At 62.2% G+C, this 12,773-nt stretch carries 14 protein-coding genes; 5 read left to right on the top strand and 9 right to left on the bottom strand.

Going from position 1 to position 12,773, the window contains the following annotated elements; all coding sequences use genetic code 11:
* Window positions 1-111 precede the first annotated feature (111 nt).
* A complete protein-coding gene (locus tag BC363_RS10935; protein WP_065781687.1) occupies window positions 112-402 on the bottom strand; it encodes a DUF2249 domain-containing protein in 291 nt (96 codons plus the stop codon).
* 227 nt (window positions 403-629) lie between these two features.
* On the opposite strand from BC363_RS10935, the gene hemN reads away from it, so the two are divergent.
* Window positions 630-1,982 carry an oxygen-independent coproporphyrinogen III oxidase gene (gene hemN / locus BC363_RS10930; RefSeq protein WP_065781688.1) on the top strand — a complete coding sequence of 451 codons (1,353 nt, stop codon included), beginning with the start codon at window positions 630-632 and terminating at the stop codon, window positions 1,980-1,982.
* A gap of 69 nt (window positions 1,983-2,051) precedes the next feature.
* Here the strand turns inward: hemN and BC363_RS10925 are convergent, their stop codons facing one another.
* From BC363_RS10925 to BC363_RS10900, 6 genes are all read right to left on the bottom strand, one after another.
* Complete coding sequence (locus BC363_RS10925; protein WP_065781689.1) at window positions 2,052-3,953, bottom strand: nitric oxide reductase activation protein NorD; 1,902 nt, start codon at window positions 3,951-3,953, stop codon at window positions 2,052-2,054.
* Between the two features lie 10 nt (window positions 3,954-3,963).
* On the bottom strand, window positions 3,964-4,776 hold the full coding sequence (locus tag BC363_RS10920) for a CbbQ/NirQ/NorQ/GpvN family protein (protein ID WP_065781690.1): 813 nt from the start codon (window positions 4,774-4,776) through the stop codon (window positions 3,964-3,966).
* A gap of 66 nt (window positions 4,777-4,842) precedes the next feature.
* Complete coding sequence (locus BC363_RS10915) at window positions 4,843-6,189, bottom strand: nitric-oxide reductase large subunit (RefSeq protein ID WP_065781691.1); 1,347 nt, start codon at window positions 6,187-6,189, stop codon at window positions 4,843-4,845.
* 110 nt (window positions 6,190-6,299) lie between these two features.
* Window positions 6,300-6,752: a cytochrome c gene (locus BC363_RS10910; RefSeq protein ID WP_065781692.1), complete on the bottom strand. Its 453-nt coding sequence runs from the start codon at window positions 6,750-6,752 to the stop codon at window positions 6,300-6,302.
* A 172-nt stretch (window positions 6,753-6,924) separates the two neighbouring features.
* On the bottom strand, window positions 6,925-7,203 hold the full coding sequence (locus tag BC363_RS10905) for a cytochrome C oxidase subunit IV family protein (protein ID WP_065781838.1): 279 nt from the start codon (window positions 7,201-7,203) through the stop codon (window positions 6,925-6,927).
* Between the two features lie 5 nt (window positions 7,204-7,208).
* Window positions 7,209-7,775: a cytochrome c oxidase subunit 3 gene (locus BC363_RS10900; RefSeq protein ID WP_065781693.1), complete on the bottom strand. Its 567-nt coding sequence runs from the start codon at window positions 7,773-7,775 to the stop codon at window positions 7,209-7,211.
* Window positions 7,776-7,897: 122 nt separating this feature from the next.
* On the opposite strand from BC363_RS10900, the gene BC363_RS35400 reads away from it, so the two are divergent.
* From BC363_RS35400 to BC363_RS10885, 4 genes are all read left to right on the top strand, one after another.
* Window positions 7,898-8,053 (top strand): hypothetical protein, encoded by a 156-nt coding sequence (locus BC363_RS35400; protein WP_167590811.1) that lies wholly within the window; start codon window positions 7,898-7,900, stop codon window positions 8,051-8,053.
* Between the two features lie 391 nt (window positions 8,054-8,444).
* Window positions 8,445-9,128: a DUF1326 domain-containing protein gene (locus tag BC363_RS10895; protein WP_065781694.1), complete on the top strand. Its 684-nt coding sequence runs from the start codon at window positions 8,445-8,447 to the stop codon at window positions 9,126-9,128.
* A gap of 302 nt (window positions 9,129-9,430) precedes the next feature.
* Window positions 9,431-9,859 (top strand): hemerythrin domain-containing protein, encoded by a 429-nt coding sequence (locus tag BC363_RS10890; RefSeq protein WP_065781695.1) that lies wholly within the window; start codon window positions 9,431-9,433, stop codon window positions 9,857-9,859.
* Between the two features lie 10 nt (window positions 9,860-9,869).
* Complete coding sequence (locus BC363_RS10885; RefSeq protein ID WP_065781696.1) at window positions 9,870-10,562, top strand: NnrU family protein; 693 nt, start codon at window positions 9,870-9,872, stop codon at window positions 10,560-10,562.
* Here the strand turns inward: BC363_RS10885 and BC363_RS10880 are convergent.
* Window positions 10,555-11,139, bottom strand: a complete 585-nt coding sequence (locus BC363_RS10880; RefSeq protein ID WP_065781697.1) for a UbiX family flavin prenyltransferase — start codon at window positions 11,137-11,139, stop codon at window positions 10,555-10,557. The two genes, BC363_RS10885 and BC363_RS10880, sit on opposite strands and share 8 nt — an antisense overlap.
* On the bottom strand, window positions 11,136-12,647 hold the full coding sequence (locus BC363_RS10875; protein ID WP_065781698.1) for a UbiD family decarboxylase: 1,512 nt from the start codon (window positions 12,645-12,647) through the stop codon (window positions 11,136-11,138). Before BC363_RS10875 ends, BC363_RS10880 begins: the two co-directional genes overlap by 4 nt.
* Between the last annotated feature and the right edge of the window lie 126 nt (window positions 12,648-12,773).

Genomic DNA, 12,773 nt, shown 5'->3' with positions numbered 1-12,773 from the left:
TCCAGGAAAAGTGTGAAGCGGCTTTCCGTCAGGAAATGCGTATAAACAAAGAGATAGAGCGCTTCTGCGGTTCCGCCTGAACCGGAAGCGCTCTAGCCGGGGGCATTCTTCTCAGTGGCCGCTGCTGCTGCCGCAGCAGCAGTCGCAGCCGGAGGCCTGTTGCCGGCCGATCTCCACCCGCCAGACGTCCGGTCCCTGTTCCAGATAGTCCCAGGTGAATTCACCGGGATGACGGCTCTCCAACTGATAGTGCAGCGGGCGCGGATCGTGGTCGTTGACGATGATGAAGGAGCCACCCTCGGCCAGCGCATTGAGCATGCCGAAAATCTTCGGATGGCGCTCCACCGGCGGGATCGTGCGCACGTCGATGAAGGGCTTCGTTTCCGTTTCTGCAGTTGTCATCTCTGTCCGTTCAGGGCGTCGTTGTTGCCTCAGTTCCCGGGAAACGCCGACGCAAACGGCCCGGATATGCAAAGCCTAGTGTCGGCCGCAACGCGACATTTTGTCGAAGCGCAAACAAATCCCGCTTTGCCCCTTGTTGCTCGCCTGCTTGGCTTTTCGCAAAGAACGACGGTGTGCATCCGGCCTAGAAACGGATCGATTGTTTCGACACGCCGATAGGAAGAGCCATGCAGCCCACCGCCCTTATGAACTATGCCGAGATGCGCCTGCCGCGTTACACCAGCTACCCGACCGCGCCGCGCTTTTGCGCCGGCGTCGGTCGCGAGATCTACGCCGACTGGCTGGGCGCGATCCCAACGGACCGGGATGTGTCACTCTACCTGCACATCCCCTTCTGCCGCTCGATGTGCTGGTATTGCGGGTGTCACACCACGATCACCCGACAGGACGAACCGATCCTCGATTACCTCAACGTGCTCAAGCAGGAGATCAACATGGTGGCCGATCATGTATCGGGACCACTGCCGGTCGGCGAGGTTCATTTCGGTGGCGGGACGCCGACGATCATCGAGCCGGAAGAATTCCTGGCGTTGATCGCGCTCCTGCGCGAGCGCTATCGGTTTGGTCCCAAGACGAGCGTGGCGGTCGAAATCGATCCGCGGCGCCTGACCGCCGCCATGGCGCAAGCGCTCGGCGCCGGTGGGGTGAGACGGGCCAGCCTCGGCGTTCAGAGCTTCGACCCGGTCGTCCAGAAGGCCATCAACCGCATTCAGAGCGAACGGCAGACTGCGGATGCGGTGGCGCATCTTCGCAAAGCCGGTGTCACCGGAATCAATTTCGACCTGATCTATGGATTGCCGCACCAGACGGTTCGCTCCTGCGTCGAGACGGTCAAGGCCGCCACGGCAATGCGGCCGGAACGCTTCGCGGTGTTCGGTTACGCGCATGTGCCGTCGTTCAAGAAACACCAGCACATGATCGACGAGAACGTGCTGCCCGACGCTTCCGCCCGCACCGACCAGGCGCTCGCCATCAGCGAAGCGCTTTGCGAAGCCGGTTACCGCCAGATCGGGCTCGACCACTTCGCCCTGCCCGACGACGATCTCGTGCATGCGCAGTCCTCCGGCATGCTTCGGCGGAACTTTCAGGGCTATACGACGGACAATTGCGAAACGCTGATCGGTTTCGGCGCCTCGGCGATCGGCCGCTCACAAGACGGCTATGTGCAGAACGAAGTGCCTCCCGGGCTTTATGCAAGCCATATCGCATCCGGCCGACTGGCAACGACGAAGGGCTATCGTTTGACCGACGAGGATCGCCTGCGTGCCGCGATCATCGAAAGGCTGATGTGCGATTTCACGGCCGACATCAAGGCAATCGCCACTGCACACGGACGGGATCCGGATTTCCTTCTCGGCGGCAATGAGCGTCTGGCAAGGATGGCCGACGACCATCTGCTGGATATCGCCGATGGCGTCATAACGGTAAGGCAGGATCATCGCTTCGTGATCCGCGCCGTGGCAGCCGCTTTCGATGCCTATATCGACGACGCGCAACGCACCCACAGCAAGGCAGCCTGAAGCACTGCCAATACCAAACACGAAAATGCCCGGTCGCGACCGGGCATTTTCGTGTTTCATCTGATCGTTCTATCCCGCAAGGCTCCGGTAGATCGCCGGCAATGCCGCCGGCAGCCGGGCGATGTTGCCGACGACGGCATAGCCGTTCTGGCCGAACATGGCAGGTACGTAGGACCGCGCCTCGCGGTCGACGGTGACGGCAAAAGCACTGAAGCCGCTCCGGCGTGCCTCCGTGACCGCCTTGCGGCTATCCTCCAGCGCGAAGCGTCCTTCATAATGGTCGACGTCGTTCGGCTTACCATCGGTCAGGACAAGCAGCAGCTTCTTGCGGTTGGGCTGCTTCTGCAGCTCTGATGTGGCATGGCGGATCGCGGCGCCGATGCGGGTGTAATATCCCGGCTTCAAGGCGCCGATGCGGGATTCAACGAGCGGGCTCATCGGCTCGTCGAAAGCCTTGACGCTTTCCACCTTCACCCAGTCGCGCCGCCGCGAGGTGAAGGTGAGGATCGAATGATTGTCGCCGCAGGCCGAAAGGCCGTGGGCGAGAATGAGCAGCGCCTCCTTTTCGACATCGAGCACGCGGCGATTATCGGACCAGGCATCGGTCGAAAGCGAGACGTCGACCAGGATTGTCACGGCGAGGTCGTGAACCTGCGGGCGGCTCATCAGATGGATGCGGTCGCTCCCCTGGCCGCCGGCGGCCAGATCGGTGCGGGCGCGCACCACCGCATCGAGATCGAGATCGGCGCCGTCGATCTGCGCGCGCAGGATCTCGTTGCGTGGCCGCAGCACTTCGAACTGCCGCCGCACCCGCCGGATCAGGCTTTTCGTTTCCGGCGTGAGCAGGGCCCGGTCTTCCACGCCAGATGCCGGGCCCGCCAGCACCCGGCAATGATCTTTGAGATAACTCGACGTCCTGTAGTTCCATTCGGGATAGGTGAGTTCTGATGTCAGCGGCGTCGGATCGACGGCATCCGGCGGCAGGTCGAGATCGAAGCGAAAGCGGGCAGACGGTCTGCCCTTCCGTTCGCCCAAGGTCATCTCGTCAAGATCCTGCGCAGCCTTGTTGTCATGTTCGTCGCTGTCGTCGGATGGTCGATCGACATTGACCATCTCGGCCATCGCCAGGATCTTCTCGAAGCGATTGAGGATGAAGGGGCTGCGATCGCCCTTGCGGTTCTCCGGGTCTTCCCTGACCGCAATGTGGCGTTCGGTCTCGGCGATCTGACCGGAGGCCGTACCCGTTGCCGCGACATCGTCATCGCGCGCTGTCGCAGTCTCCGGCCGCAGCAAAGTATCCGGCCACAGCGGCACCGGCAGCAGCGGCAGATATCCCGGCGGAGCGCGATGCGGGAAGATGACCGGCAAGGTCGTATCGGGTTGGCTGGCCGCCTTGCGCAGCAACCGCAGGACACGGTTCTCGACATGCTGCTCCACCGAAGGGAGAGAGCCGCGCTGGCGCTCGACGAGAACGGCTTCGGCCAGGCGGCAGTATTTGTGGCGCATGCCCGGAAACCGCTGGAAGACCTCGGCCACGGTTTCCTGCGCCCGCGACAGATAGGCCAGATCGGACAGCAAGGGATCCGTTTCTGCAGCCGGATCGAGCGGCATCGTCGCCATATAGGCGACCAGCCAGAAATAGAGATCGATGTTGAGTTTCCTGTCTGGGAAAATGTCGATCTCGCCGGGCAGCATCAACGAGGCATGATCCCGGCCGGGCTGCACGAGCTTTTCCTCGCCGAGCCCCATTTTCTGCCGCCACTTCAGACGGTGGCCGGACGTGCGGCCGCGCGCCGGGACGATCTGGACCGCGGTCTCGCCGCCGTGTCCTCGAAAGCAGATCGCCAGCATCGGCATCATATCGGCCAGTTTGACAGCCTGTTCGGGATAACGCCGCCAGGTGCCGGTATTGCCGATGAAACGGTGCCAGGCGCGCCCGACGGTTTCTTCCAGTTCGAGGAAATCCAGCATGGCCCAATCCTCAGGCGATCAAGGAAGCGGCGACTTCGAGAAGTGCTGCCCGCACGTCCGGCTCATCGGTCAGCGGTTCGATCATCGCCGCCCGCACCGCGTCTTTGACCGGCATTCCGGCATCGATCAGGCAGGCGCAATAGACCAGCAGGCGGGTCGAGACACCCTCCTCGAGGTCATGCCCTTTGAGGGCGCGCAGCCGTGTCGCGAGATTGACGAGCGGCGCCACCTGGCTTGCGGCCAGCCCGCTCTCGCGCGAAACCACCTCGATCTCCTCGTTCCGTGGCAGGAAATCGAACTCGATCGCGACGAAACGTTGCCGCGTGCTGGGCTTCAGGCACTTGAGCAGGTTCTGGTAGCCGGGATTGTAGGAGACGACCAGCATGAACGCTGGAGGTGTTTCGAGCAGTTCGCCGGTCCGCTCCAGGGGCAACATGCGGCGGTCGTCGGTCAGCGGATGCAGCACGACGGTCACATCCTTGCGTGCTTCGACGATCTCGTCGAGGTAGCAGATCCCGCCCTCGCGCACGGCGCGCGTCAGGGGGCCGTCGACCCAGACCGTATCGCCGCCCTTCAACAGGTAGCGCCCGGTCAGATCCGCTGCGGCCAGGTCGTCATGGCAGGAGACGGTGGAAAGCGGCAGGCCGAGCTTTGCCGCCATGTGGCTGACGAAACGGGTCTTGCCGCAGCCGGTCGGGCCCTTGAGCAGGAGCGGCAATTGCCGGACCCAGGCATTCTCGAACAGCGCGCACTCGTTGCCCGAGGGGCTATAGGCGGGAATGTCGATCGATACCGGAACCAGGCTTGGTTGAACAATGCTCATGGCATGTCTCCGTGAAAGAGGAGGGAGGAGATGGCCGGTCCGGGGCACCCGGACCGGCGCGTTCATTCATTCTGCAGGCTGCATCGATACACTCAGCGTCTTGCTGCGTTCCCGGCCGGGGACGAGGATCGCCCAGACGAACATCAGCGCCGAGGTCAGCACGAAGACGCCCGAGCCGAGGCGGATCCAGTAGAACAGCGCGAGCTGGTCCTGGACGTCCATGTAGCTCTCACCCAGGACACGCTGCAGATGAGACTGCAGCACGCCGGCAAAGGTGAGCGCGAAGGTCATCACCGACATCGCCGTGCACATGATCCAGAAGCTGACCATGGAAAGCATCTGGTTGTAGGGCGCCCGACCGCGGATTTCGGGGATCGCATAGGCCATGACCGCGAGGTTGAGCATCACATAGGCGCCGAAGAAGGCGAGGTGTCCGTGCGCTGCAGTCACCTGGGTACCGTGGGTGTAGTAGTTCACCGACGACAGCGTGTGCAGGAAGCCCCAGACGCCGGCGCCGAAGAAGGCCATCACCGAGCAGCCGATCGACCACAGCAGCGCCGCTCTGTTCGGGTGCTTGCGTCCGGCCTTCCAGGTCATCACGAAAGTGAAGATCACCATGGTGAAGAACGGCGCGACCTCGAGCGTCGAGAACAGCGACCCGATCCACTGCCAGTAGCCCGGCGCGCCGATCCAGTAGTAATGGTGGCCGGTGCCGAGGATGCCCGAGAACAGGGCCAGGCCGACGATGACGTAGAGCCATTTCTCGACCACTTCCCGGTCGATGCCGTTGAGCTTGATCATCAGGAAGGCGAGCACCGACGCCATGATCAATTCCCAGACGCCTTCGACCCACAGGTGCACGACGTACCACCAGTACATCTTGTCGAGCGCGAGATTGATCGGATTGTAGAAGGCGAAGAGGAAGAAGATCGCAACGCCCCAGAGCCCGAAGATCAGGATGTTGGTGACGGTGGTCTTGCGGCCTTTGAGCACCGTCAGCGTGATGTTGTAGAGGAACATCAGCGCGACGATGACGATGCCGACCTTGATTGCGAAGGGTTGCTCGAGAAACTCTCGCCCCTCGTGGATGCGCAGGAGGTAGCCGACGACGGCGACGGCGGCCGCGATCAGGAAGATCCAGAACTGGGCGATCGCGATCTTGGTGCTGTAAAGCTCGGTCTCCGCCTCTTCCGGCAGGAGGTAATAGGTGGCGCCCATGAAGCCCATCAGCAGCCAGACGATGAGGGCGTTGGTGTGCACCATGCGAACGATGTTGAAAGGCAGCAGTTCGGACAAGGTATTGGGAAGGACATAGATGGTGCCGGCAAGCACGCCGAACAGCACCTGGGCGAGGAACAGGCCGATCGCTCCGTAGAAATAGAGCATTGCGACCTTCTGGGTCTGGTATTTCATGATTTCACACTCCAATCGCGGCGCAGAGCATCCCGCCGAAGGGCGGATAAGATGCTCTGGTTTCAAAGAGTTAGGGCGTCGTTCACGCGTTCCTCCGAACGCGCGGCACCCTAGCCGGCCTCGTTCGGCGGCCAGTCCTGGGTCTTGATACGGCTTGTCCACTCCAGGAAATCGGCGAGGTCGTTGAGTTCCTGTTCGGTGAGGTTGAACTGCGGCATCTGGCGTCGGCCTTCGATGCCGCTCGGCTGGGCGGCCATCCAGGCCTTCAGCGTCTCGCGTGCCCCTGTCGGGTCGCTCTCCCCGCCCCAGCGCTTCCAGACATTGCCGAGCTCGGGCGCGAAATAGGCGCCTTCACCGAGAAGCGTGTGGCAGTTGATACAGGCGTTCTTCTCCCAGACGTGCTTGCCGCGGGCGACCGCGTCCGTCAGGGTCGACTCATCCGTCGAGACAGTGCGCATGTAGTAGTGGCTGTGGGCGGTGAGCCCGACAAAGATTGCAAAAAAGAAAAAGGACCCGCCGTAAAAGACGTTTCGGGCCCCGGTCTTGGTGAGGCGTTCTGCCATCACGTGATCCTTTCGACTTCGGCCGGCCTTGAACACCGTGGCCGGCTGATCTGATCCCCTCCCCGCTTGGCGCCGCGACCTGCGGCGCCGACGAACTATCGGGGCGCGGACCATGTCTAGGGATTTCCGAGAGGCCTTCTTTGCGTTTTGGCAAACAGGAGGAAGAGTGGTTTCAGGCGGATAGCGCCGCGCCGATCGCGAGCTTTGCCAGAGCCAGAAGCACAAGGATGATGGGCCAGGTCAGCAGGCCGAACCGCTGACCGGCCGGGCCCTGGCGCAGGCCCATGAAATCCAGAACCACAAGCCGGCATTTGATGACCGCCAGCAACAGCAACGCCACGGTCACTGCCGTCGTGCCGCCCCAGAACATCATCATGACCGCGCCCGAAAGCACGATTGCGACCAGAACGGCCCAGGTGTTTTGAAGTCGGCGCGCATTGTGATGGGTCATGGCGATCACACGAGATAGACGAGCGGAAACATCACGATCCAGACAAGGTCGATGACGTGCCAGAGGGTGGTGATCAGCGCGACGTTTCCGGGGCTCGGGCGCCAGGCGACCAGCAGCAGCACGGCGCTGCCGAAGGCGACGTGCAGCAGATGGAAGCCGGTGATGAGGAAATAGAGCTCGAAGAAGGCACCGAACTGCGGCACCCCGGCGACGTCGACCTCGGTGGAATATTCGAAAAGCTTGATGACGACGAAGGCAAAACCGAAAAGGGCAGCGAGAACCAGCGCACGCCGGCGCGTGGGCGTCGAAGCGGCCGGACGCGCCGCCGAAGCCGCCTGCCAGCCGCTGGTCAAGAGAACGAGCGTATTGATGCCCGCGAGCAGCGGATCGAGATGTGAACGGGCCGCGGCAAACGCATCTGCCTGGATGACGCCGACCACGAGAAAACCAGTGAGCAGGATGCCGAAGGCTGCAAGTTCGCTCCACACGAGCACCCAGAGCAGCAGATCGTCTACGGATGCATGTTCTTCTGTTTGTTCTGTCTCGACAACCGGAAGGGCGTGCCCGTCCATGCGCCAACTCCTTTGCTGCAACCGGCGTCAGCTACGCAGGCATGCGTCCCTTGTCTTTGTGATTGCGCAAAGAGGCGGGGCAACGGAGCTGATAGCAGCAAGCTCATTCCAGGAGTTTTCCGATGACAGACGCTCAAATCGGCCTTTCCGTCGCAACCCCGATCATTGTCGGGTTCGCCCTTGCTCTGTATCGCATGGGCGTGCTGCAGCGCGGCGCGACACTATCGGCCATCCTGTCCTCCGTTGCGATCGCGATCGTTCTCTTCCTCGACCGGTAAGACACCCGTCCCGCCACGTGGCCATTTGCTGTATGGCATGAACTCGTAAGCCCGCTCGCGGACGGCTTGCCAGTGTCCACTTTGGAGCCGCCAGCGGCCTCCTTCGCGGCGGGCGACACTTCCGCATAACTGGACGTCCGAGCATCCCGATTGAAGCCACATGTCAACACTGGTAAGCTTCCGATCCTTCCGCATCCAAAGTAGGAGCACGTCCCGTGAGCGAAGCGGGCATGGAGCGTCGGGTGCTGCCATTCTCGCCGCAGACTTCGTCGGTTAGCGCCTGCCCACGCGAGAGGATGAGGCAACCACGATCGCGACATAGAAGCGCGCATCGTCAGGCGCTGCCCTCTCGAAGAGAAAAAACGCGACGGATTAGGGGAGGATCGGAGGGATGTCTGATCAATGGCTATTCAAGAGCGAGACTTACGATAACTGCAATTGCGCCATGAATTGTGGTTGCCAGTTCAACTTGCCAAGTACCCACGGCTATTGTCAGTCGGCTTTCGTCGGCAACATCGTTGAAGGCCATTTCGACGATACGCCGATCGCAGGCCTGAACTGGGCGGCACTTTACAAGTGGCCCGGCGAAATCAAGGACGGAAACGGCCGGCGCCAGATCGTTATCGACGAGCGGGCGAATGAAGCTCAACGGATCGCGCTTGAATCGATCATCTCAGGCGAGGCAGGCGAACCATTGAGCAATCTTTTCTCCGTATTCGCGTCCACATGCTCGGAATCTTGCGAGACATTGTTCCTGCCGATTCATCTTGAGGCGGACTTGGAACGCAGAACCGCCAGAGTAGAGATACCCGGTGTCATGCGCAGCAGCGGCAGGCCGATGATCAATGAGTTTAATGGTCAACCGTTCCACATTGCTATGGCGCGTCCCAGCGGCAGTTTCGAGTTTACCTATGCAGAGATCGGGCTAGGCACGACCTCGGTCACCGGGGATATGGAGATGGCGTTCGAAGAGTCATGGGCGCATTTCTGTGTTCACCACTTCAATCAGCATGGTTTGGTCCGAGAAAGATCAAGGCTCACCGCATGGCTTGAGCGGATGAGCCCGCGTCCGTGAATGACGACGATGGGTTGAACCCGGCCCAAAGGCCGTGCCCCCGCAGGTTCTGGACTCGTAAACTCTGAGCCCGAGCGGCTCAATCAGCCGCCACTCCGTCCCGCTCAGATCGTACCGCGCCATCCAAAGCTCCTTTCAAAGAGCTTTGGACCACATCAAGTTGAATCCGGCGACCCCTTATGCGTTCACGACGTAGCACCGCGAGCGGCGAACGGTCGCGCCGGGGACTTTGCGAAATGTCAAAGAGGACGGTCGCCATCGGGTGTAGTTCAGATGCGGAACATCCCAATGGAGCAGGTTCGATGCGACAGCGCTTTACCGGACACCAGGAACTGGGCGAGGCCTACCGCGGACTTCTCGACCTGTGCGATCGCCTCGAAGCCCTCGCCGACTCGATTCCACATCGCATTGACGGTGCGAGCTGCCGCATGATTCTGGCGGAACTGCCCGAAAGGCTCAAACAGGTCCATGCGCTCGAGGAGTCAATCCTGTTTCCAGCCGTTGAAGACCAAAGGACAGCCAAAGATCGCGACGCGTTGATCGAACGACTACGCGCCGAGCACGACCACGATGACCAGGCGGCCGCCGAGCTGGGGCGCGTGCTGAAGGCTGTGTTGGATGACCGGGCGTCGCTAGGCTGGGACGCGATCGGCTATATGTTGCGGGCCTTCTTCGAAACCGTCCGCCGCCACGTGGCGACGGAGCGCCTGCTGCTCGCAGCCTGTGCATGAGACCCTCGACATGACCTATTTCCTCCTCGCCTTTGCCGCCTTCCTGCTGCTCCATCTCGTGCCGGCCTGGCCGTCACTGCGCCAGGGCCTGATCGACCGGCTCGGTCGCCGAACCTATTTCGCTGCCTACTCGCTGCTGTCGCTGGTTGCGCTGGGTTTCGTCTTTCATGCGGCGCTTCAGCTCGATTTCGTGCCGATCTGGGATCCAGCGCCGTGGCAGGCCTGGGTAACGTTCATTCTGGCTCCGCTCGGCATTTTCTTCGTGCTCGCGGGCCTCTTCAGCGAAAACCCACTGTCGATCTCGATCTTCGAAAATCGCGATCAGACAGGCGCAATCGTCGCCATCACACGTCATCCGGTCCTGTGGGGTTTCCTGTTGTGGGCGATCGCTCATGTCGTGCCCAATGGCGACCTACGATCGCTGGTGCTCTTCGGTGGTTTCGCGCTCTTCGCCCTGGGCGGGTTCTTCATGGTGGAGAAGCGAGCGCGGCGACGCCTGAATGAACGCTGGTCCGTCACAAGCAGCCGCACTTCCATCTGGCCCTTTGTCGCGATCCTCAAGGGCCGGACGCCGTTTCGCGCGGATCCGGTGATGATCCTGTCGGCCTTCGCGACCGCTGCAATCACCCTCTGGCTGCTTGCAGGCGGCCACTATGCGATGTTCGATGCCGATCCGCTGCTGCAAGCCCTTCCGTTCAACTGATCTTCTCCCCCTGCCAGGCCCTTGCAAGCGGCGCGATCGGCAGCGCCAGCAGATCGATTGCCCTTGCGGCGAGATGGTCGATGATCGCCTCGACGCTTGCCGGCCGGTGGTAAAAGGCCGGCACCGGCGGCATGATGATGGCGCCCATTTCCGTGGCGGCGCACATATTGCGCAGGTGCCCCAGATGAAGCGGCGTCTCGCGCGTCATCAGGACGAGACGGCGACGCTCTTTCAGGTGTACGTCCGCAGCCCGGACAAGCAGATTGTCGGCCAGCCCGTTGGCGATCGCGGCAAGCGTGCGCATGGAACAGGGCGACACGATCATCCCGGCCGTCGGAAACGAGCCGCTGGCGATCGCCGCGCCGATATCGCCATGGTCGTAGGTCCGATCAACCTTTTCCAGAAGCCGCAGCAGCGCGTGCGCTCCGACCTCATGGGCAAGCGTGCGATGCGCCGCCGGCGACATCACCAGATGCATCTCGACCTCGTCGATCTCAGCTAGCCGTTCGGCGATGCGCAAAGGAATGGCGGCACCGGATGCGCCGGTCACACCGGCGACAATTTTCAACCTGCTCATCGCGCTCCGCCTCCAAGGCCAAGATCGGCCCAGATGGTATCAACCTGCTCGACGACATCCGGCGTCATATCGAGCACCCGCCCCCATTCCCGATCCGTCTCCGAGCCGATCTTCGTCGTTGCATCCAGCCCGAGCTTGCCGCCGAGGCCGGAGCGCGGCGACGCGAAATCGAGATAGTCGATCGGCGTGTCGGCAATCACGGTGACATCGCGGCTGGCATCGAAGCGCGTGGCCAGCGCCCATATGACATCGGGCCAATTGCGGACATTGATATCCGGATCGACCGCGATGATCAGCTTGGTGTAGCTGAACTGCGGCAGCATCGACCAAAGCCCCATCATCAGGCGTTTCGCCTGTCCGGGGTAACGCTTGTCGATCGCCACCACCATGGCGCGATAGGAACAGGCTTCCGGCGGCAACCAGAGATCGGTGACCTCCGGGAACTGCTTCTTGGCCAGCGGAACGAACAGCGTGTTCATCGCCTCGCCCAGCCGCGAAGGCTCGTCCGGCGGCCGGCCGGTATAGGTGGAGAGATAATAGGGGGCACGGCGCGTGGTGATGGCGGAAAGTGTCATGACCGGAAACGGTTCGACAGAATTGTAGTAGCCGGTGTGGTCGCCATAGGGCCCTTCCTCGGCCGTCTCAGTCGCCGATACCGTTCCTTCGAGGACGATCTCGGCATTTGCCGGAACGGCCAGCGGCACCGACGTAGCCGCCGTGAGCTGCGTTCGGTTGCGCCGCAACAGTCCGGCGAAGTTGAGTTCGCTCAGCCCCTCCGGCAGCGGCATGACGGAGGCAAGGATCGTGGCGGGATCGGCGCCGATTGCCACGGCAACCGGCATGTCGCGCCCCTGGCGCTGCCACAGGCGATGGTGTCGGGCGCCACCGCGATGGGCAAGCCAACGTAGGATCACCCGGTCCCGGCCCAGCACCTGCATGCGATAGATGCCGACATTGACATCGAGCGGATCGTCCGGTGCGCGCGTGATCACCAGCGGCCAGGTGATCAGCGGTGCCGGTTCGCCCGGCCAGCACCATTGGATCGGCAAGCGGCCAAGGTCGAGGTCCGCACCACGCCAGACGATGTCCTGGCAAGGTGCGGACGCCACATGTTTCGGCCGCATGAAGAGTGCAGACCGCAACAGCGGCAGCCGGTCCCAGGCATCGCGCAGCGACCCGGGGGCGCGCGGATCCCGCAGCTCGGCCAGCTCGCGTGCAAGCTCGACAAGTCCGCCGGTGCGTAAACCGAAACCACGTTCGATCCGGCGCTCGGTGCCAAAGAGATTGGCAAGCAGAGGGATGTCGTGGACGCGCCCGGAAGCATCGACCGGCCGCTCGAACAGCAAGGCCGGTCCCTCATCCGCCAGAACGCGCCGGTGGATTTCGGTCACCTCATGCACCAGCGAGACGGGACGGGAGATGCGTTTCAGCTCCCCGTCACGCTCCAGCGCGCCGGCAAAATCCTGAAGCGAGACAAAACCCTTGGCGGAACGGAAGCTCTTGTTCATGCCGCCTCTTAGGCTCGGCAAATGCCCGATGTCTTTGACGTGGGACAAACAGCGGCAGCAGCGCGCCGACTAGCATGCAGCCATTCTTTGCTCAGTCTTTATGCAGGCAGCCCATGACCCTACTCT

This window comes from Ensifer sp. LC384, assembly GCF_001695865.1.
Lineage (GTDB): Bacteria > Pseudomonadota > Alphaproteobacteria > Rhizobiales > Rhizobiaceae > Ensifer.
This window is presented reverse-complemented; position numbering and strand designations above follow the sequence as displayed.

What these genes read in the sequence shown, in the direction of transcription:
- BC363_RS10890 (WP_065781695.1), top strand. Translation starts at nt 9,431, where the DNA reads ATGCGACAGCGCTTTACCGGACACCAGGAACTGGGCGAGGCCTACCGC.
- BC363_RS10935 (WP_065781687.1), bottom strand. Translation starts at nt 402, where the DNA reads ATGACAACTGCAGAAACGGAAACGAAGCCCTTCATCGACGTGCGCACG.
- BC363_RS10900 (WP_065781693.1), bottom strand. Translation starts at nt 7,775, where the DNA reads ATGGACGGGCACGCCCTTCCGGTTGTCGAGACAGAACAAACAGAAGAA.
- BC363_RS35400 (WP_167590811.1), top strand. Translation starts at nt 7,898, where the DNA reads ATGACAGACGCTCAAATCGGCCTTTCCGTCGCAACCCCGATCATTGTC.
- BC363_RS10885 (WP_065781696.1), top strand. Translation starts at nt 9,870, where the DNA reads ATGACCTATTTCCTCCTCGCCTTTGCCGCCTTCCTGCTGCTCCATCTC.
- BC363_RS10895 (WP_065781694.1), top strand. Translation starts at nt 8,445, where the DNA reads ATGTCTGATCAATGGCTATTCAAGAGCGAGACTTACGATAACTGCAAT.
- BC363_RS10875 (WP_065781698.1), bottom strand. Translation starts at nt 12,647, where the DNA reads ATGAACAAGAGCTTCCGTTCCGCCAAGGGTTTTGTCTCGCTTCAGGAT.
- BC363_RS10925 (WP_065781689.1), bottom strand. Translation starts at nt 3,953, where the DNA reads ATGCTGGATTTCCTCGAACTGGAAGAAACCGTCGGGCGCGCCTGGCAC.
- BC363_RS10915 (WP_065781691.1), bottom strand. Translation starts at nt 6,189, where the DNA reads ATGAAATACCAGACCCAGAAGGTCGCAATGCTCTATTTCTACGGAGCG.
- BC363_RS10920 (WP_065781690.1), bottom strand. Translation starts at nt 4,776, where the DNA reads ATGAGCATTGTTCAACCAAGCCTGGTTCCGGTATCGATCGACATTCCC.
- hemN (WP_065781688.1), top strand. Translation starts at nt 630, where the DNA reads ATGCAGCCCACCGCCCTTATGAACTATGCCGAGATGCGCCTGCCGCGT.
- BC363_RS10905 (WP_065781838.1), bottom strand. Translation starts at nt 7,203, where the DNA reads ATGACCCATCACAATGCGCGCCGACTTCAAAACACCTGGGCCGTTCTG.
- BC363_RS10880 (WP_065781697.1), bottom strand. Translation starts at nt 11,139, where the DNA reads ATGAGCAGGTTGAAAATTGTCGCCGGTGTGACCGGCGCATCCGGTGCC.
- BC363_RS10910 (WP_065781692.1), bottom strand. Translation starts at nt 6,752, where the DNA reads ATGGCAGAACGCCTCACCAAGACCGGGGCCCGAAACGTCTTTTACGGC.